The sequence below is a fragment of the Spirosoma arcticum genome, from assembly GCF_054779955.1.
This window is the reverse complement of record NZ_BAAGXG010000008.1, coordinates 194,731-214,131: the sequence shown is the minus strand read 5'-3', so window position 1 is coordinate 214,131 and position 19,401 is coordinate 194,731. Positions and strand designations below refer to the sequence as shown.

At 53.2% G+C, this 19,401-nt stretch carries 15 protein-coding genes; 8 read left to right on the top strand and 7 right to left on the bottom strand.

All coding sequences use genetic code 11. From position 1 onward, the window contains the following. Positions 1-143 precede the first annotated feature (143 nt). Both ACYVHB_RS19350 and ACYVHB_RS19345 read left to right on the top strand, forming a co-directional pair. Positions 144-3,467 (top strand): methylmalonyl-CoA mutase family protein, encoded by a 3,324-nt coding sequence (locus tag ACYVHB_RS19350; RefSeq protein WP_461053427.1) that lies wholly within the window; start codon positions 144-146, stop codon positions 3,465-3,467. A gap of 271 nt (positions 3,468-3,738) precedes the next feature. After that, the gene (locus tag ACYVHB_RS19345) at positions 3,739-4,155 is read left to right on the top strand and encodes a hypothetical protein (protein WP_461053426.1); all 417 of its coding nucleotides are present in this window, start codon (positions 3,739-3,741) and stop codon (positions 4,153-4,155) included. A 184-nt stretch (positions 4,156-4,339) separates the two neighbouring features. Here ACYVHB_RS19345 and ACYVHB_RS19340 read toward each other — a convergent pair whose 3' ends face one another. After that, positions 4,340-5,362 carry a hypothetical protein gene (locus ACYVHB_RS19340; RefSeq protein WP_461053425.1) on the bottom strand — a complete coding sequence of 341 codons (1,023 nt, stop codon included), beginning with the start codon at positions 5,360-5,362 and terminating at the stop codon, positions 4,340-4,342. Positions 5,363-5,534: 172 nt separating this feature from the next. Between ACYVHB_RS19340 and ACYVHB_RS19335 the strand changes: the two genes are divergently transcribed. After that, the gene (locus tag ACYVHB_RS19335; RefSeq protein WP_461053424.1) at positions 5,535-6,968 is read left to right on the top strand and encodes a GH1 family beta-glucosidase; all 1,434 of its coding nucleotides are present in this window, start codon (positions 5,535-5,537) and stop codon (positions 6,966-6,968) included. A 14-nt stretch (positions 6,969-6,982) separates the two neighbouring features. Continuing rightward, positions 6,983-7,396 carry a DUF2267 domain-containing protein gene (locus ACYVHB_RS19330; protein ID WP_461053423.1) on the top strand — a complete coding sequence of 138 codons (414 nt, stop codon included), beginning with the start codon at positions 6,983-6,985 and terminating at the stop codon, positions 7,394-7,396. Between the two features lie 207 nt (positions 7,397-7,603). Here the strand turns inward: ACYVHB_RS19330 and ACYVHB_RS19325 are convergent, their stop codons facing one another. Next, complete coding sequence (locus ACYVHB_RS19325) at positions 7,604-8,944, bottom strand: DUF4249 domain-containing protein (protein ID WP_461053422.1); 1,341 nt, start codon at positions 8,942-8,944, stop codon at positions 7,604-7,606. A 108-nt stretch (positions 8,945-9,052) separates the two neighbouring features. Here ACYVHB_RS19325 and ACYVHB_RS19320 point away from each other — a divergent pair, with 108 nt between their 5' ends. After that, positions 9,053-9,679, top strand: a complete 627-nt coding sequence (locus ACYVHB_RS19320; RefSeq protein WP_461053421.1) for a hypothetical protein — start codon at positions 9,053-9,055, stop codon at positions 9,677-9,679. A 177-nt stretch (positions 9,680-9,856) separates the two neighbouring features. Further along, positions 9,857-10,696, top strand: coding sequence for a S41 family peptidase (locus tag ACYVHB_RS19315; protein ID WP_461053420.1), 840 nt, complete (start codon positions 9,857-9,859; stop codon positions 10,694-10,696). A gap of 77 nt (positions 10,697-10,773) precedes the next feature. Here ACYVHB_RS19315 and ACYVHB_RS19310 read toward each other — a convergent pair whose 3' ends face one another. Continuing rightward, positions 10,774-11,712, bottom strand: coding sequence for a glycosyltransferase family 4 protein (locus tag ACYVHB_RS19310; protein ID WP_461053419.1), 939 nt, complete (start codon positions 11,710-11,712; stop codon positions 10,774-10,776). A 392-nt stretch (positions 11,713-12,104) separates the two neighbouring features. On the opposite strand from ACYVHB_RS19310, the gene ACYVHB_RS19305 reads away from it, so the two are divergent. Together ACYVHB_RS19305 and ACYVHB_RS19300 are read left to right on the top strand one after the other, a co-directional pair. Further along, positions 12,105-13,157 (top strand): glycosyltransferase family 4 protein, encoded by a 1,053-nt coding sequence (locus ACYVHB_RS19305; protein WP_461053418.1) that lies wholly within the window; start codon positions 12,105-12,107, stop codon positions 13,155-13,157. Positions 13,158-13,235: 78 nt separating this feature from the next. Further along, a complete protein-coding gene (locus tag ACYVHB_RS19300; RefSeq protein WP_461053417.1) occupies positions 13,236-15,074 on the top strand; it encodes an ABC transporter ATP-binding protein in 1,839 nt (612 codons plus the stop codon). Positions 15,075-15,152: 78 nt separating this feature from the next. On the opposite strand, the gene ACYVHB_RS19295 is transcribed toward ACYVHB_RS19300, so the two are convergent. The 4 genes from ACYVHB_RS19295 to ACYVHB_RS19280 all read right to left on the bottom strand — a co-directional run bounded on the left by ACYVHB_RS19295 (position 15,153) and on the right by ACYVHB_RS19280 (position 19,399). Beyond that, the gene (locus tag ACYVHB_RS19295) at positions 15,153-16,382 is read right to left on the bottom strand and encodes a glycosyltransferase family 4 protein (RefSeq protein ID WP_461053416.1); all 1,230 of its coding nucleotides are present in this window, start codon (positions 16,380-16,382) and stop codon (positions 15,153-15,155) included. Between the two features lie 68 nt (positions 16,383-16,450). After that, positions 16,451-17,101 (bottom strand): glycosyltransferase, encoded by a 651-nt coding sequence (locus tag ACYVHB_RS19290; RefSeq protein ID WP_461053415.1) that lies wholly within the window; start codon positions 17,099-17,101, stop codon positions 16,451-16,453. Then, positions 17,094-18,284, bottom strand: coding sequence for a glycosyltransferase (locus ACYVHB_RS19285; RefSeq protein ID WP_461053414.1), 1,191 nt, complete (start codon positions 18,282-18,284; stop codon positions 17,094-17,096). Before ACYVHB_RS19285 ends, ACYVHB_RS19290 begins: the two co-directional genes overlap by 8 nt. Before the next feature lie 227 nt (positions 18,285-18,511). After that, positions 18,512-19,399 (bottom strand): sugar phosphate isomerase/epimerase family protein, encoded by an 888-nt coding sequence (locus ACYVHB_RS19280; RefSeq protein WP_461053413.1) that lies wholly within the window; start codon positions 19,397-19,399, stop codon positions 18,512-18,514. Between the last annotated feature and the right edge of the window lie 2 nt (positions 19,400-19,401).

Genomic DNA, 19,401 nt, shown 5'->3' with positions numbered 1-19,401 from the left:
CCGACAGTTTATAGCTAAAGCGGTAAATACGCTGTTTTGGAAAACGACAGCTATGTTGGCTGGAAGGTCTCTTCGTATTTGCTTCGTAACTTTGGTACGATTTAATGACCTGACATCAACAAACGAATAAATCCTTCCTGTTAATGATTGCTCAACCCGCCAGACCTGAACCCGCCACCGGCCGGAAGTGGACCCACAACATACGGATCGTGACGTCGGCTTCGCTCTTCGACGGGCACGACGCGGCCATTAGCCTGATGCGTCGGCTGATGCAGTCGTCAGGAGCCGAAGTAATTCACCTCGGCCACAATCGGTCGGTCGCCGAAATTGTGGACTGCGCCATTCAGGAAGATGTGCAGGGCATCGCCATCACGAGTTACCAGGGCGGCCATCTGGAGTTTTTCAAGTACATGCACGACCTGCTCAACGAGCGCGGGGCGAGACACATTAAGATTTTCGGGGGTGGGGGTGGCACGATTCTACCGGCTGAAATCGAGGAATTACACCGCTACGGCATCGCCCGGATCTACAGCCCCGACGACGGCCGGACGATGGGTTTACAGGGCATGATCGACGATTTACTGGCGCAATGTGATTTTGAATTGCCGCCGGTCAATGACTCCACTAACATTGCCCGGCTTATTACTACCGCTGAGAACGACCCAAATCAATTTGCTTCCATAACCCAAACACTCAACTACTCAAACACCCAAACACCCGTCTTAGGCATAACCGGCACGGGGGGCGCGGGGAAGTCGTCGCTGGTGGATGAACTGGTGTTGCGGTTCCTGCGGACGTTTCCCGACAAAACGCTGGCGATTATATCGGTAGACCCCTCAAAGCGCAAAACGGGCGGGGCGCTCCTCGGCGACCGCATCCGCATGAACGCCATTCACAATCCGCGCGTGTACATGCGGTCGCTGGCCACGCGACAGTCGAATCTGGCGCTGAGCCGCCACGTGCAGGACGCCATCGACGTGTGCAAGTCTGCCCGGTTCGACCTGATTATCGTGGAAACGTCGGGTATTGGGCAGTCGGACACGGAGATCACGGACCATTCGGACAAGACGCTCTACGTGATGACGGCCGAGTACGGGGCCGCTACGCAGTTGGAAAAAATCGACATGCTCGACTTCGCCGACGTCATCGCCATCAACAAATTCGACAAACGTGGTTCGCTGGACGCCCTTCGCGACGTCAGAAAGCAGTACCGACGTAATCATAACCTGTGGGACGTACCCGATAACGAGTTACCCATTCTGGGAACGATTGCCTCGCAGTTCAACGATCCGGGCATGAACGCCCTATTCGCCAAACTGATGAGTTCAGTGGGCGGTCGAGAATGGTCAATGGCTGACAGCGGCAACGTGGATGCGGCAACTAAGTCGGCCATTATTCCGGCTGATCGGGTGCGCTATTTAGCGGAGATCGTGGAAGAAAGCCGACGCTACGACCAGTTCGTGGATGAGCAAACGGTACTGGCGCGGCAGTTGTACCAGATTGACGGGACACTAAAACTTATTGACGATGGCTCACTGAAAGGTGAACTCCAACAACTCTACGCCGAACTCGAAACCCGGCTTCACCCCGACTGCCGCGTGCTGTTGCAGCAATGGCCCGCTATGCAACAACGCTACATAGCCGAGTTCTACGAGTTCAAAGTCCGCGACAAAGTTATCCGGCAACCGCTGTACACCGAGACGCTGTCGCACCTGAAAATCCCGAAAGTCAGCCTGCCCAGGTACCACGACTGGGGCGACGTGCTGCGGTGGCTGCTAACCGAAAACGTGCCGGGCGAGTTTCCGTTTGCGGCCGGGGTGTTTCCGCTCAAGCGCGACGGCGAAGACCCCACGCGCATGTTCGCGGGCGAAGGCGGGCCGGAGCGCACCAACCGCCGGTTCCATTATGTGTCGAAAGGCCAGCCCGCCAAACGGCTTTCGACGGCCTTCGACTCGGTCACGCTCTACGGCGAAGACCCGGCCCTGCGCCCCGATATTTTCGGCAAGGTTGGCAACTCCGGCGTGAGCATCTGCACGTTGGACGACGCCAAGAAACTGTACTCCGGCTTCGACCTCTGCGACCCGGCCACGTCGGTGTCGATGACCATCAACGGCCCCGCGCCAATGCTGCTGGCTTTTTTTCTGAACGCAGCCATCGACCAGCAGTGTGAGAAGTGGCTTGCCTCCCTCACCGAAGCGTCGGACCGCCCCCGGCCCCCTCTCCCTGGGGGTGAGGGGTCGCTTTACTCCGGCCCCCTGCCCGACGGCAACGACGGCCTCGGTCTGCTATTGCTCGGCACGACGGGCGATCAGGTGCTGCCTAAGGAGGTATATGAGCAAATCAAAGCCGATACGCTCGAAAAGGTGCGGGGAACGGTGCAGGCCGATATTCTGAAGGAAGATCAGGCGCAGAACACCTGCATCTTCTCGACTGAGTTTGCCCTGAAAATGATGGGTGACATTCAGCAGTATTTCATTGATAAGCGCGTTCAGAATTTCTATTCCGTCTCGATTTCGGGCTATCACATCGCCGAAGCGGGCGCGAATCCGATCTCCCAACTGGCTTTTACGCTCTCCAACGGCTTCACGTTTGTGGAGTATTACCTCAGCCGGGGCATGAACGTGGACGAGTTTGCGCCCAACCTGTCGTTTTTCTTCTCCAACGGCATGGACCCTGAATATACGGTGCTGGGCCGGGTGGCACGTCGTATCTGGGCGAAAGCGATGAAACACAAGTACCGCGCCAACGACCGGAGTCAGAAACTTAAATACCACATTCAAACGTCGGGGCGGAGTTTGCACGCGCAGGAAATTGCCTTCAACGACATCCGCACGACGTTGCAGGCGCTGCTGGCGGTTTATGATAACTGTAACTCGCTGCATACCAACGCGTATGACGAAGCCATCACGACACCCACTGAGGAATCGGTGCGCCGGGCGATGGCGATTCAATTGGTCATTAACCGCGAGTTTGGTCTGACCAAAAACGAGAATCCGTTGCAGGGCTCGTTCGTGGTCGAGGAGTTGACCGACCTGGTTGAAGAAGCCGTGTATCAGGAGTTTTTGGCCATTAATGAGCGCGGGGGTGTGCTGGGCGCGATGGAACGGATGTACCAGCGGGGCAAGATTCAGGAGGAGTCGATGTACTACGAGACGCTGAAACACAACGGCGACTTACCCATCGTGGGCGTCAACACGTTCCTCGATCCCAATGGCTCCCCCACCATCACGCCCGCTGAAGTAATCCGCAGTACCGACGAGGAAAAACGCGGTCAGGTCGAGAACTGTCGTCTATTCCAGGAGCGGAACAAAGATGCGGCCGAAGTGGCACTCAGGAACCTGCAAGCCACCGCGCTGTCGGGCGAAAACATCTTCGGGAGTTTGATGGAAGCGGCCAAAGTGTGCTCGCTGGGTCAGCTATCGAACGCGCTCTACGCCGTGGGCGGACAGTACCGGCGGAATATGTAAGGTTGCGAACATGGCAGCACTTGGACTACGCTATTTGTACGTGGATTTAGGGGCTGAGAAAGTTTGGGCCGCCACGAAGAACACATCGTGCTGGCTTACCGCTCGCCGTTCATCCGGCAATTTACTGAGTTTGCGGCAGCCTGATGTTCGGAAGTAGTTTCGGCCCGCTCAACGACTAAAAAACGGCATTCGGTAAAAGCCCGCAGTAGCTGATTAAACGCAGCCCGTCGGTTTGCCTCTAACGATCAGTAACACATAAAACAACTGAATCGTGAAAAAGACAATCGCAGCCGCGCTCACCTTATTTGCCCTCACTACGGGTATGACCTTTGCCCAAGGCGTCTATTCAAGGCCTTACGACAATCGTTCCTCCTACCCGCAAGGTTCCCGCTACAACAACGACCAGGTTCAGGATGAACTGAAAGTCGACCGCATCGACGCCATTGTCGGCTTGTCGCGCCGACAGGAGAAGCAGCTTCGTCGGATCGAAGAGAGTTATGACCAGCAAATGGCCCGCAGCCGGATGACGCTCGATGGCCGTCGCCAGCTTCAACTCAGGAAACGGCAGGATGTACTGGCCGTACTGACCTCAGCGCAACGGGACCGTTTGTTTGCCTACCAGCAACAAAACAATCGTTCTAATGACCGGCGCGGCAATCGTGTTGCCCCCTACGGTCGTCGGGGCTAACCCACCGCTGTGCTTAATTACCTTGCCCGCCCTGCTTGATTCGTCAGCCGGGGCGGGCATTTTGATTTTTAGTGGGTTTGGGTGTTTACCCCCCGCCCTGAAGGGAGCCTGCTTGCGCACAAGTATGCTTACGCACAAGCAAGGCTCTCTTCAGGGCGGGGGGTAAACACCCAAATACCAGTACTCAATGCGTCTGAACCATCTCCAGACTGCGCCAGACCAGATCCCCCATAGTGCGGCAGTCGTTGAACGTAGTCGTGTGGTAATGGCGGTTGAGGGCCGCCCGAAGCTGCTCCACGTTTCCGTCCGGGGCGATGGCATCCCGGCGCATGGAGTGCATTAAATCGCCGATGCGACTTTGCTCCACGCGCAACCGCCCCGCCATCAATGACCGCTCCTCAATCTGGTATTGGCGGACGCTCTCGGGCGTGAGACAGGTGGTGCCGAGGTCGATGATGGGCTGGTTCTGCTTGTAATACTGCGGCATATACACCGACTTGCGCCCCTCGTAGGACTGCTGATCGAAGTCGATGGCCCGGATGCGGTAATACACCTCGTCGAAGTCGGGCGTAATGTCGACCACGAAATTGCTGGAGTGCATGTCGCCCAGGAGCCGGACAAAGCAGCGTTCGTTGAACTTGACGAACTCCTTGCACAGCCGCACGGGGTTCATGTCGGCATCGTGCATTTGCTGGCCAAAGAACATATCGCCCGGAATTCCGGCAATGTGCTCCTCGATGAGCGTTTGTCCGCTGGTGAGGTAGCTGATGCGATTTGGCGACAGAATGTGCTCTAATTCAAGGCCATACACCCGAGACGCGTCAGCTTTTTTGATGTAGAAATAGTCGAAGTTGTCATTTACCAAGTTGCGTACCCGCACCCGAAACGGCACGGTGTTCCCGTAGCTGCACAGGTCCACGCGGTCGATGGCGAGGTGCCCCGTCACGGACATATCGCCGTCGGCTTTCAGGATGGCATAGATCGTTTTGAGCGCCAGCAGAATATCATCCGTTTCGCCCGCCGGGTAATATACCGTTTCCCAGAGCGTGTCGCGGTCGCGTTTGTCGAAGAGCGAGGCCGAGTTATCGTACCGCAGCAGATCGGCGTATTGAATGGGCAGGGGGTGTTCGCGGTTGTAGTGGCTCAGGTAAGCCCGCAGCGGTTCGCCAATTACGTAGACGAGTTTCTTCTTTGAAATCAGCGGCATAGTGAATCAGTTACCGATAGATAGCCGGAGCGTGGGTTTGGAATAAAGGTAAACGGCATTGAATAACGGTTGGCGGCTCAGGCCAGTCCTTTTCTCAATATTAACGTTTTGTTACGAACAAACCCGATAGTGCCGTTCACTCGTTACGTAGAACAGCCCAATTGACTTTATCTTGTCGAACCCCGTCACTACCCCGTCACAAACGCCCGGTCCTCCCCTCACCCGCTCCCAGTTTGGCCCCGACTTTGTTTGGGGAACCGCCACGGCTGCCTACCAGATTGAAGGTGCCGTTGACCGCGACGGGCGCGGGCCAAGCATCTGGGATACGTTTTGCAAGCAGAAAGGTAAGATCAAAACCGGCGAACATGCCGACGTTGCCTGCGAGTTCTACGACCGCTACGAATCGGATTTACAACTGCACCGCGAACTGGGATTTACCAATTTCCGGTTTTCGCTGTCCTGGTCGCGCATTCTGCCCGATGGCACCGGACCGCGCCACGGGGGGCGCATCAACGAAGCCGGACTGGCGTTTTACGACCGGCTCATCGACCACTGTCTGGCGGTGGGTATTACGCCCTGGATTACCCTTTACCACTGGGATTTGCCGCAGGCGCTCGAAAACCGGGGCGGCTGGGTCAACCGGCAGATTGTAGACTGGTTTGCGGAGTTCACCTATATCTGTACCAGCGCGTTTGGTCATAAAGTGAAGCACTGGATCATTCTGAACGAACCCCTGGCGTCGTCGGTATTAGGTTACTTCACGGGGATGCACGCCCCCGGCCGACGGAGTTACGGCAGTCTGCTGCCCGTTATTCACCACACGACACTGGCGCAGGCTGAAGGGGGCCGCGTGGTTCGGCAGAACGTGCCCGATGCGCAGATTGGCACCACGTTTTCATGCTCCCCCGTCGAGCCGTTCACGCTGTCGGCCCGTAATGTGGGCGCTGCGGCCCGCGTAGATGCGCTCATGAACCGGCTCTTCATCGAACCGACGCTCGGCTTAGGGTATCCGGGCGAGACCCTGCCGTTTTTGAAAGACATTGCCCGAAAATGGGCGAAACCCGGCGACATGGAGCAACTGGCGTTCGACTTCGACTTCATCGGTTTGCAGCACTATTTCCGGGCGGTGGTGGAGCATACCTACTTCATGCCGTACCTATGGGCCAAAGAGGTACCGCCCCTCCAGCGCAGCGTACCAACCATTACCGAGATGGGCTGGGAGGTGTATCCCGAAAGCATGTACCGCATTATTCACCAGTTCTCGCAATACGCAGGCGTCAAGAAAATCTACATCACCGAAAGTGGAGCGGCTTTTTTCGATAGTGTCCAGAACGGCATCGTCAACGACACGGCGCGGACGGAGTACCATCAGAATTACCTGCGCAACGTGCTGAAGGCCAACCAGGACGGCCTACCGGTAGCGGGCTATTTTGCCTGGACATTCCTCGACAACTTCGAGTGGGCTGAGGGCTACCGGCCGCGCTTCGGTCTGGTATACGTCGATTTTAGAACGCAGCAGCGGATCGTGAAGGCGTCGGGGCGGTGGTTTGGAGAAATGCTGACATTTACAAAACCCCACCCTTATGTCAACAGTTCTTCTTCCTAAACCACAAAAACGTTATGCAATACCCCGAATTTATTCACGAAGCGAAGGCCAAACTCGGTGTCGAAACCGAGCAGGACGTACTCGACGTTACCCGCGCGTTTCTGCACACGCTCACCCAGCACTTAGCCGGTAACGCGGCCGACAACTTAGGAGCCCAACTCCCCGCTCCGCTGTTAGACATCATCCGCGAACTCAGCCCCGAAGAACGCGATCAGGGTCAGCGCTTTAAATTGACCGAGTTCTACGAGCGCGTCGCCGACAAGCTCGACATAGACGCCGAAACGGGGAAGCGTTACACGCATCAGTTCATGCAGGTTTTCGGCCCGATGGTGACCGAAGGCGAACTGCACAAGATCAAAATCACGCTCTCGGACGATTACGCGCCCTTGTTTGAGAACGTCCCAACTGCGCAAAACGCCCCTCAATAGAACGTAAGCTGGTATATGCACCCCACGGGCCGGTCTCGCAGGACGGTAGCTGCACCGGCCCGTACGGGCGCGTTACCTTTGGATGGACATCGCTGTGGCCCGGCCATCGTTCTACTGGGGCAACGCCGATTGGTTGAGTGTGATGGTTAAGGTGTTCTTGGCAGGCTGAACAACGTTAGGGGTCAATTTAGCGACTTTAGCCAGCAATTAGTCCTTCCAGCCTTCTGGCTTGAAAGGCGTCTGATTATCGCTTTGCAGGCAAGGAGCCAGGGGAGGCCGGTCGGCGTTGGGCCATAGTCTGACCTTAGCCTTTTCCCGTTCACCTAAGTAAGGCGGGGACGGCTCCGGGCGGGGATGACGTGCGTTGAGCGCGTAGAATAAGTTGTCTTGAGTCACTCCGTACGAACCCGTGGGGCGGAGTGTATCGACGGGGCCCGTCGCTCCGTAGGCTAACGCTCCCTGCGTATCGGTACGGTTTAGCCAATAATGCACCAGCGAAACAGCCGAAGCCGAGAAATAGCCGACTACGCCAACCTCAGGATGATTTACCGCCTGCACATTACCCCTTAACGCCGTGGGCGGGGTTTCGGCCAGTCCACCCGTATGCTGCGTTTGCTCCTCAAAAAGGCTGTAATACCGGTAGGCATCGGCCGTTAGGGAGAGTTGACGGATATCGACTAAGCCCGGCCCGTAATCATAGAAAGGAATCTGAGCCACGCGTTGCTGGCTAATAAGTCCGCCATTTGTGAATTTATCATCGAAAACCAGAACGTCGTAGCCATAGATAATCTGCCAGCAGGGCGTCCGGCATCCATAATCATAAATCCAGTCCTCTTTGGGAACTTCGGGAGCCTCTTCCTCAGCCTTGCCCGCCTGCGGGCTAAAGCAGTCTTCGTACAGTTCGGTGCCGGTCACGAAGTAGTCCCGGTCTTTGTACACCCTGGGCAACACTTTATAGGTCGAGTAAACGCCCTGCCTGCAGCTATGACACCAGTACTGACGTTCCCACAGTTTCCATTCCCAGCGGTAATAGTTATGCTGATCGACGGGGTCCTGACTGTCAATAAACAGGTCGTGAGCGGCTGTATAACCGCTTAACTGCCGCACGGGCAAACTGACGGGATTAAACCGGGCACTTACCCGGTCGATGGGTGAAACGGCTGGCATAACCTGCGGGGTAGACACATACCGGGTACCATCGGTGAGCGTGAAGCGAAGCTGATAGGCGTGTCCGACTTGCCCTCTGAAATCGCTGGGTAGCTGATAGCGGCCATCGAGCGTCTCGTGACAGGCAATGGTCTGGGATGAGTCTACCCTGATTTCCACGGTGGCTTTGGTAACGGGCACGGTACTAAATTCGCCCGTCAGCCGATCGGCCTGTGACCGGTTCAGTTTAATAACTTGTGGCTCAGGCAGGTTCGTGATGGTTCCCTCCACGACGAGAATGTCGGTTGTGCCAAGCAGAACGCTGTCGTCCAGCTCAATACACGCTGCCGGTAAAACGAGCGCTATTCCATACAGCAACAGACAGATAGCAGGTGAGCGCATGAGTTTTTTTGTTTAGTTTTGATTTGAATTAACGTAGATTAAATTATCTTTTTTTGCAGTTCAACTGGTTATATAGCAACATTGGTTTCAACCACATACACAACCACTATGAAAAACTCCAGCCGTCTACTCGTACTGTTAATTACGGTGAGCCTTCTAAATTCCTGTAAAAAGGAAGATGCCCAGCCACAAACAATTGCGGATGTGCTTACCAATGGAAATATGGAAGCGTCTCCTTACAACGACTGGGGTTCTTATCTGGGGAAAAATTCGACGCTTAACCCAAACAAGTATGTCATCGAATACACTACCGAGGCTGCTTCGTCCCCGGCCCACTCCATTAAAGTTAGCAGCGATGCCGTCAAGAACGACACCACGTATCAGTACATGCAACAATTTTTCAAATTAACGGATAGACCTATTCCAGCCGGTGCCAAACTAACCCTAAAAGCCAAAATCAAAACCAGCAATATTGTGGGTACTGGAATCTCGCTGGCAATGGGCGGCAATCAGGCAACCGCCAACGCTACTGGGCAGATTACAGCCGTCAAATCGACTTTCTACACGTCAACCGAGGGGGTAACGTCGATTACGGGGACTAACGACTTTAAAGAATACACCCTAACGTGGGCTTCCCTCCCCGCCGGTACAACCCACGTGTACGTACTGTTAGCTTACTTACCAAAGACCACAGGTGTCGTTTATTTTGACGACGTATCGCTCAGCGTAAACTAAGAGTCCCTAAAGACAAGATTACTTCATGAACTTAGGCAAACGATGACCGCTCGAAAAACGAAATACTACCTAACCAGTTGCCTGGTGTTAAGCTGTTTGATCTCCTGTCAAAAAGACCAGGAACCAGCAGCCACCTCGTCAACGGCACAAGTCTACGTTGATAAAATCCTGGGGGAGATGCAAAACTATTCCGTTAACCGCAAAACGATTGATTGGCCCGTTTTTAAGCAGCAAGTAAATGAGAAGCTGCAAGGTGCCCAAACGATTGCCGATGCCTATCCAGCGATTCAACTTGCGCTAACCTTGTTGGGCGATAATCATAGCACGTATACGACCGCTGGGGGAACGCTGATTTTTGGCACCAGACGGGTAATTTGTACGGACGGAACGGCAACTGCGGTACCGGCTAATTCCAAAATTGGGTATATCAACGTAACTGGTTTTTTGGGTGGTGGCACTGATGCCGTTAATTTTGCCCAATCTATTCAGTCGAGTATCAGGCAGGCAGATTCCGATTCGATTCGGGGCTGGATTGTTGATCTACGGGAAAACACGGGTGGCAACATGTGGCCTATGCTGGCGGGAATAGGGCCAATTTTGGGAGAAGGAATAGCCGGTTATTTTATTTTACCGGACGGAATTACTACTTCCTGGTCTTATCAAAACGGATCTGCGGTGGAGAATCAAACCGAGCGCGTGAAGCTGGTCACGCCTTACAAGCTTCGCCAGCCCGCCCCTAAAGTAGCGGTATTAACGAACCGGGTTACAGCCAGTTCAGGAGAAGCTATTGCTATTTCGTTCAAAGGGCGCTCCAACACGCGCAGTTTTGGTGCCCCTACCTGCGGGCTTTCCACTGCCAATGCAACCAAGGTTCTTAGCGATGGGGCCATCTTGAATTTAACTCAGGGAACTCTATCTGATCGCAACAAAACCCTTTACGGAACCCAAGTGCAACCTGATGAAGCCTTATACACGTCAACGGCAGTGGACAGAGCCGTAGCGTGGCTACTTCAGTAAGGTGCTGCTTAACCTTCACCGGACAGTCAAGTAGGCAATTTTTGATTCAAATTCTGAGCACGCAAGACCGCCCACCTTTAGCTCATTAGTGACTGATAAACGGCTATATACTGTTTGGCGCTTTCTTCCCAGGTGAAGCGTGCAGCCTGTTGGATAATGGCTTCGGCCCTTGGCGTACGCGCGTAAATAGCCATGCCCTGTTCGTATACGTGCTGGATAACCTCAGCCTCGAAGCTCGGGAAATAAAAGGCGGCCTCCCCCCCTATTTCGGGCAGTGCGGTCGCCATTGAAAGAAATACGGGCTTCCCAAACCGCATAGCTTCGATGACGGGGAGCCCGAATCCTTCTGCCAGCGAGGGATGCAAAAACGCCTTACAGTGTTTCAGATACCAGGCTTTGTCGGCTTCAGAAACTGTCCCCAGCACGTGCAATCGCTCACTTACACCCAGGCCTTGTGCCAACTGCCGCATCTGCTCGACATAAGCCGGATCGTCGTGATGGCCCACCAGCAGTAGTTCCAGGTCAGAGTTCGACTGAAGTAAAGGCAGCAGGACGTGAAAATTCTTCTTCTTGTTCTGGTATCCAATGCCCAGCAAAAACGCGCGGGTGGGTCGGTAAGCCGTGGACTCCCCTGCCTGGTCCGGTACTTTGTTGAGTCCGTTGTAAATGACATGCACGGGCGTGGCGCCAACGTCACAGTGGGCCAGTACGTCGCTCTGAGTAGATTTAGAAATACAGACAATGGCATCACTCCGATTAATCAACGACTGCGTATGCGCTAAGCTTTTTTGCTGTACATCCTCCGGTTTTCCTTCGTGAAGTACGTTTAAATCATGGATGGTCAGCACAACCTTAATGTTGGGGTAACGCTTTTTATTGGGCAGGATACGCCCAGACTGAAATGGAGCATGCCACACCCGACAGTCCTCCAGAAACGGCCGAAATAGCTTGTGCCATTGTTGCTCAACTAAGTGATAAGGCTCGGAGGGAAGTTTCAGTTTTCGCCGGGGGGGCATATACATCTGCATTAGTGGCTGGTCCTGCGACTTAAGCAGCTGATTAACATGATTGCCAAGTTGCTGACAATAATGGTACAACCCAGAATGTGAATACTTCATCAGGTTGCAATCTAATAGGATACGAGACATACGTTGAGACGGCAGATTTGAAGGGTGCATACCCTCATATATTGTCGACGAATGCAACAATATCAGGTTTGAGCCTGTATTCTACTATATAGAGAATATTACGTTAACCGTTTCCAACCCTTCTACCAGATTTCAGACTCACTATTCCTACATGAACTATCACGTTAATTGAACTCCGGTAAGTACGCATTTATTTCTCGCTACGAAGCTTGTTTTAAACTTATCTGTTCGGCTTATCAACGTAGCAAAGCGATTTTACTATGAACCAAATCATCTTCGACTGCGAGCGAATGAAGTACACCAATACGGGCCTGTACTACTTTTGTCTCAATCTGGGGAGAGCCTTACTGCTAAATAGTGAGAAGGAAAAACTATCGGTTTTCATGCCAAGTCACTTACCTCCCTCATTTGGACCCTTAGTATCCATGCTGCCGCAACGCTCTTTGCAGAAGTTCTTTATGCCCCCGCTTAATCAGTATCAGTTATGGCATTGTACATATCAGAACTCGAACTACGTGCCCCGCCGTAACAAGAAGATAAAAGTACTGCTTACGATTCACGACCTTAATTTCCTCTACGAGGATAAGTCAGACCGGAAGAAAGCGCGATACCTCAGTCATTTGCAGGAGAACATCAACCGCAGCAACGCCATTGTTTGTATTTCTGAATTTACCCGTACTAACGTACTGACCCACTGTGACGTCGGCAACCGGCCTGTACACGTAATTTATAACGGTACCAACGATTTAACGAAACCTGTCCTGGAAGAAAAGTCATACCGCCCCGCCGTTCCCTTCCTATTCAACATTGGTGTCATTGCCCGTAAAAAAAATCAGCATCGAATTTTACCACTGCTCCAGAGTAACCCCCGTATGGAGCTGGTGCTGGCGGGTCGGCACGAGGACAGAACCTACGCGAATTTTATCCGGCAGCAGGCATTGGAACTAAACGTAGAGGATCGGACGCACCTGATAAACGAAGTAACGGAAGGCGAAAAATCATGGTACTACCACAACTGCCAGGCCTTGGTTATGCCGTCGCTGGCCGAAGGATTTGGTTTACCCATCACGGAAGCTATGTCCGTTGGCAAGCCCGTGTTTTTGTCGAAACATACGGCTATGACAGAGATCGGCAAAGACCTTGCCTTCTACTTCCAAGATTCTAACGACATGCATGATGATTTTCAGTCTGGGATGTTGCACTACAACAAGGCTGGCAGCCACATCCAGGAAGCAATGAAAGCTCACAGTGCTACGTTCAACTGGGAAGACGCTGCCCGTAAATACCTGGACGTCTACCAATCGTTGCTCTGATAAAACACCAGTTACGATCCAAATAGAACCATTCATTCCATCTTGGTTTGGAGGACTTATTCACATGATGACCAACGAATGAAAGTTTATAGACGGCTGATGGCGTTTGCAAAGCCTTATGGAAAATTCATTATCCCTTTCTTCTTCTTCACCATTATCAGTGTATTTTTCAACGTCTTTCAGTTTGCGTTGATTATCCCGCTGCTTAATTTCCTGTTTGATCCGATCAACACCGCTGATGCCGCCAAGTACGCGACGATGCCGGAGTTTCATCTGACGGGAAATTACTTCAAGGATATTTTTTACCACCTGATCTACCAGTTCAAAACGACGAACCCGATCTACGCGCTCTATTTCCTGGCGGGGATGATTGTGGTGGCGGTGGTCTTGACCAACCTGTTCCGGTTTCTGGCGCAGCAGTGCCTGCTGGGGGCCCGGACGTTGCTGGTCAAGCGATTGCGGGAGGCTCTGTTCGCTAAAATCAACAACCTGCACCTGGGCTATTTTACGAAGGAACACAAAGGCGACCTGCTTTCCCGGCTCAACGGCGATGTGTACGTCATTGAGAGCGTAGCCGGTAGTTCGATTGAAGTCGTCTTCAAAGAGCCCTACATGCTGATTGGCTATTTTGTGGCGCTCTTCCTCATTTCGGCTAAGCTGATGCTGTTTACACTGGTGATCATTCCGATTTCGGCCGTGGGTATTGCGGCCGTTACCAAGCGGCTCAAGAAAGAAGCCCAGGACGTTCAGTCGTCGATGGGACGGATGCTCACCCTCATGGACGAAACACTGATGGGGATGCGGATCATTCGCTCCTTCAACGCGACGCCGTTCGTTCTCCATCGGTTCAGCCTCGAAAACGATTTTCACCGGAAAGCCAGTCTGGAAGGATTCAAACGTCGGGAGCTGGCCCCCGCTTTCTCCGAAGCATCGGGCGTTTTTGTGGTGGCCTGTATTCTGGTGTATGGCGGTAGTCTGGTGCTGAACAGCGGGAGTAACTTACAAGCCAGTTCGTTCATTGCGTTCATTGCCATTTTCTCCCAGGTGATCCGGCCCGCCAAGGCGATGGTGGTGGCCATTACGAACATTCAGCAGGGACAGGCCGCTGGTGAGCGTATTCTGGAGCTACTCGACAAACCCATCGAGATTAAAGACAAGCCGAATGCCATACCCATGGAACGGTTTCAGCGGGATGTCGTCTTCGAGAACGTCAGCTTCCGGTACGGCGATAAACCTGTTCTGAAAAATATCAGCTTCCGGATGGAGAAAGGGCGAAAAATAGCCCTGGTTGGGCCATCGGGCGTGGGAAAATCGACTATTGCCGATCTGATTCCCCGTTTTTACGAACCCACCCAGGGCAGCGTCACCATCGATGGCATCGATGTCAGCGACTACACCATGGAGTCGTTACGAAAGCAAATGAGCTTCGTGACGCAGGAAATCATTCTGTTCAACGACACCATCTTCAACAACATCGCCCTCGGTCAGCCGAACGCCCGCCTGGAAGACGTCATTGCCGCAGCTAAAGTTGCCAATGCCCACGCGTTCATTATGGACACCGAAGACGGGTACAACACCAACATAGGCGATCGGGGCATACGCCTGAGTGGCGGACAGCGTCAACGGCTGAGTATCGCCCGGGCCGTATTCAAAAAACCATCCATTCTCATCCTGGACGAAGCCACGTCGGCCCTCGATGTCGAATCCGAAAAATCCGTTCAGGAAGCGCTGGACAACCTGATGGAAGGCCGCACGACGCTGGTGATCGCACACCGACTGAGCACGATCAAGGAAGCCGACGAGATTCTGATTATGGAGGGTGGCGAGATTGTCGAACGTGGTAATCACTATGATCTTATCAATCGCACCGGCAGTGTTTACAAACGCCTGAACAGTATGCAGGAGATATTTCAGTAGCCCTGTCGTTAACCTGGCGGTTGTGTGAAGCATTGATCCCAGCGCTTCTATTACCGAGTACGACCTGTTCGTCATTGTTTACCCAGCGACGTAACTAACCGCTTTATCAAACTTCGCCAGCACGGTTTCCCAGGTGTAATACTGCCGAACGTAGCCGCGACCATTCTCGGCCATCTCGGACGAATCCTGCGTCAGCATCTGATCGATGGCCGTTGCGAACTCCTCGTAGCTTCGGTACAGCAGTCCCGCCTGACTACCTACAACATGGTCGCGGAGGACGGCGCATTCGGCAGTGGCAATGACGGGAATACCCACCGCAAAACTTTCCAGCGTCACCATCGACAGGCTTTCGTAGGGCGATGGCATGATCAGCGCTTTTGCGTGTTGCAGCAGACTTGCTTTCACGGGCTCGTCCACGAATCCAACCGGCAGCAGATCGGGATGCTCCGGAATGGGCATGAACGCCTGTCCGACCAGCACCAGTTTTAAGGCCGATGGATGCTCCGCTTTGTAACGCATAAAGAAATCAAACAGGGCATCGCAGCCCTTCGCCGTGTCGATGCGCCCGATGTATAACAGATAATCGGCATCGGTGCCCAGTATCTCGCTCACCGGTTGTTCCGCCAGAGCACGGGCAGGCTCAATGCCCACGCCGACGACGTCGTTCTCGATTGATTCATTCTTAAATAGCTGGTGGACGAAGCTGCGTTCGGCCGGGGTGAGAAACAGAATGGCTCGCGGTTTCTGAAACAGTGGTCGGAACACAGGTAGGTAGATTGGAACTTCGTTGTGCGCGGTCGGTATAAAAATTGACTTGTGGGGCGCGACGTTTAGGCCGACAATCGTGGGGTAATATAGGTAGGTTATAAAAATCAGTGCATCGTACTGCTGATGGTTGCGTTTCAGGTAATTGATTAAGTCGGGCGTGTAAGGGCCCTGGTATTGCGCCCATAAGCGGCTGTATCGTCGAATAGTCTTGCCTACCAGTGCCCGAGCCCACATCTTGAGCCGACCCAATCCCTGCCACTCCTCCGGCCGGGACCATTTTTTGAGTTTGTGTTCAGCACGCGCCCCCTGTTTGACCAACCGTTCGTGCTTCGTCGCAAACCGGCGTACCCGTATCCCGTTGATTGTCAGAGTCTCGGCTGGATACCAGTTGGCCCAGGTGATGTATTCCAACGCACAACTGGTCAGCACGTCAATTTCATAGGTATTCGCGAGTCGCTCGGCCATTATCCGACAATAGTACTCGGCCCCTCCGTTGACCTCTACGCCGTACCGCTGCACAACAAACGCTATTTTCTTCATACAAGTAAGCTAACAGATAACAACCGACTACCGGTGCATTCCCGGTTCATCTCGCCGGATACCTCGACTCATTCAAGTGACTGGTAAAAGTCATTCTGCTTTTTCTGCCGGTCAATGTCTTTTAAGTGCAGAAGGCAAAAATCGTCATTGTCAGACGGCAGAAAATGACAACTCTGCTGGCCTTCCAGCTCTTCGTGTACCTTGTTTTTCCAGCGTATAAGCTGATTTAACTTGAAGATACGCACCTGATAATCTGGGTAGTTGATTCGCCCCTGTTCATCCACCTGCCAGTGCCAGGCATCGACCCATTCCTGCGTCAATCCCCTCACCCGGTTGATCCGGGGTACGGCCAGACAATCCTCTTTCGGGTTTTTCCGGAGTACGCTCTTCAACGAACGGAGCAGGGTTTCATTAGGCATCTCATCGGCGTCGATCTGAACGAGGTAATCGCCCGACGCCATCGTCAACAAGTTATTCTTGAACGTAGCGAAATCACCGTCGAGTCGCGCAGACTGGTATGTTAGTTTGTCGTGGTATCGGTTCAGTACGTCGGTCACCCAGTCGTCGGGCCGGGTGCTATCCTGCAACACCAGGATTTGATCGTGCGGATCTTTGTGGAGCAGCAGGAAAAGAATCAGCCGCTCCAGTTCCACCGCTTCATTGCAAACGGTGATTCCGTACGAAAGCCGGATACGACGGGCAAGCAATCGGTCAAACATACGTCAGTTCTTTGTGGATCAACCGCACTTCGTGCGTAGTCGGGTTAATGACTCGGATGCGGTACCCTCGCCAGCTAAACACCGGGAAGACGCGATACCATAGTCGCTTCAACAAAGATCGGGGTTTGGTAATCCGATGGTGTATGATCTCCTGAAGAAACATGATCTGCTCCAATTGTGTCGCATCGGCCTTACCGACATCCAGCGAAACCAGGACACCGTTTGTACGCTCGGCCGTCAGCGGTTTTATCTTCTGCGTCAGGTCAATAGCGGTAGAAGGTTGCTCCTCCCGAATGTACGACGCTGGATCGAGGTCTGTGTAAATAGTTGACGCCCACGGTTCCAGTTCTCGCAGCGCATCCACCGTGCCATTGGTCAGCACCAGACCAATATCGTATTTTTGCCGACGAACAGCACTGTTGCGGAACCCCCATTTGCGAATAAAGTTTCGATTGGACTGCCGTTCAATTTGCCTCGTTCGGTGTACGTACTCATCCGAAAAACGAGACGTTTTACTGACGAAATGATAGCACAGTACATTCAGCGCCACAACCATTTCCAGCCCTTTCAGGCTGAGCCGCAGCAGTAGATCATCATCTTCGCAGAACATCGGATTGAACAACGGATCCAGTCCGCCCATCTCGAGCAGCAACTGCCGGGACGCGGCCAGGAAGAAAATACCCTTGCTGGTGACTACGTTTGTCTGGCCAGCCTGTTCATTTCGTTGCTGTTCATCCAACGTAAACTGAAAGAAAGCATCCCGCTGAAATGTAGTTACGTCGGCACCAAAATCCTGGACAATTTTTCCAGGGCGTGGATCATCCGAAAAGATGGGGGGCTCCACGGTGGTGTAGAAAATCACCCGCCGATCGGTTTGGAGTGCTGCCAGTTGCTCAATGAAGCCGGGGGCCAGCACCATATCGTTATGCGCGAAAATTACATAATCCGACGTGGCCAGTTCAATGCACTTATTATAGGTGTCAGACAGCGTGCGTTCACGTTCCTCATAATAGTACGTAAGGTGGTCATCCTGCAAGGAGTCGAGCCACTGGTGGGTTCCGTCTGTACTATTGAAACTGACAAAGACCAACTCAATGGTCGGATAAAGGATACGGGTCTGGTTATAAAAGTATTGCGAATAAACCAGGTTGTTTTTTAAGCCTACTAACAAGGAAAATGTCATGTTCCGGTCACTATTGGACGCAAGTAAAGAACAGTATTAAAACTATCGCAGGTTGGTTGTATGGTTTTTATCAGAGTTAAAGACGGACATGTACACTATGAAGCCGTGTTTCGCGGTCCGCCGGAGCGGTGATTTGATTAGCTGTCCAACTCAATCAGTAGACGCTCAAAATAATACAGGTACAAACAAAGGCCAGACAAGCCCTTGTTTGTACCTGGCAGAGGAGTTTATACGCTCAGCTTTTGCACGTTTTTGTAACTGATGGCGATAGCCTCCAACGGTGGGCGTTTGCAAACGTCCTGCTCCACGAAGTAGTTGGTCAGCCCGGCCGTTTTCTGGGCGTCGAAAATGCGCTGGAAGTCGATGCTACCCGTGCCCACTTCGGCGAATTCGCGTTCGGGCGTTTTGGCCATGTCTTTCACGTGCCAGAGCGGGAACCGACCCGGATGCTTCTTGAACAGCGCAATAGGGTCCTGTTTAGCAAAACTCACCCAATAGATATCCATCTCCATTTGGACCAATTTGGGATCGGTGCTGCTCAGCAAAAGATCATACGGCACCTGCCCTTCCAGCGGCTGAAACTCAAAGTCGTGGTTGTGGTAGGCAAATTGAACACCGGCGGCCCGGCACACCTCCGCCGACTTGTTGAACAGATCGGCAAACTCTTTGTAATCATCGAGCTTGGTCCGTTCGGGCGGAAACAGAAAAGCGCAGACCATGTACTTCTGACCAATAGTTGCCGCATCGTCAACGGCCCGTTTCCAGTCGTCGGTCAGCGTTCCCTTGCTTTTCATCACCTTGCCGGTGGTATAATGGCCACTGGGAGCGGTCAGGCCCAGTTCTTTCAGTTTAGCCGCGAATTCTTTGGGCGTCTTGCCAAAAAACTTACCATCCGAATACCCGAACGATTCAACCTGTTTGTAGCCAATGTCGGCTACTTTCTTCAGCGTACCGTCGGCGTCCTTCGCCATCGCGTCGCGGAGGGTATACAGTTGAAGTCCAACGGTTTTGGGCTTCGCAGCCAGCGCATCGACGTTGGGCAGTAAAGCCGCCGATGTAGCTAATGCGCCGAGTTTAAGAAACTGCTGGCGGGTCATGTTGGCAGTGTTGTTCATAG

Bases quoted from the DNA above. Each gene is read 5' to 3' on its own strand.
- ACYVHB_RS19295 (WP_461053416.1), bottom strand. From the start codon at position 16,382: ATGAAGAAAATAGCGTTTGTTGTGCAGCGGTACGGCGTAGAGGTCAAC.
- ACYVHB_RS19320 (WP_461053421.1), top strand. From the start codon at position 9,053: ATGAAAAACTCCAGCCGTCTACTCGTACTGTTAATTACGGTGAGCCTT.
- ACYVHB_RS19315 (WP_461053420.1), top strand. From the start codon at position 9,857: ATGCAAAACTATTCCGTTAACCGCAAAACGATTGATTGGCCCGTTTTT.
- ACYVHB_RS19300 (WP_461053417.1), top strand. From the start codon at position 13,236: ATGAAAGTTTATAGACGGCTGATGGCGTTTGCAAAGCCTTATGGAAAA.
- ACYVHB_RS19310 (WP_461053419.1), bottom strand. From the start codon at position 11,712: ATGCCCCCCCGGCGAAAACTGAAACTTCCCTCCGAGCCTTATCACTTA.
- ACYVHB_RS19330 (WP_461053423.1), top strand. From the start codon at position 6,983: ATGCAATACCCCGAATTTATTCACGAAGCGAAGGCCAAACTCGGTGTC.
- ACYVHB_RS19340 (WP_461053425.1), bottom strand. From the start codon at position 5,362: ATGCCGCTGATTTCAAAGAAGAAACTCGTCTACGTAATTGGCGAACCG.
- ACYVHB_RS19325 (WP_461053422.1), bottom strand. From the start codon at position 8,944: ATGCGCTCACCTGCTATCTGTCTGTTGCTGTATGGAATAGCGCTCGTT.
- ACYVHB_RS19290 (WP_461053415.1), bottom strand. From the start codon at position 17,101: ATGTTTGACCGATTGCTTGCCCGTCGTATCCGGCTTTCGTACGGAATC.
- ACYVHB_RS19280 (WP_461053413.1), bottom strand. From the start codon at position 19,399: ATGAACAACACTGCCAACATGACCCGCCAGCAGTTTCTTAAACTCGGC.
- ACYVHB_RS19350 (WP_461053427.1), top strand. From the start codon at position 144: ATGATTGCTCAACCCGCCAGACCTGAACCCGCCACCGGCCGGAAGTGG.
- ACYVHB_RS19285 (WP_461053414.1), bottom strand. From the start codon at position 18,284: ATGACATTTTCCTTGTTAGTAGGCTTAAAAAACAACCTGGTTTATTCG.
- ACYVHB_RS19305 (WP_461053418.1), top strand. From the start codon at position 12,105: ATGAACCAAATCATCTTCGACTGCGAGCGAATGAAGTACACCAATACG.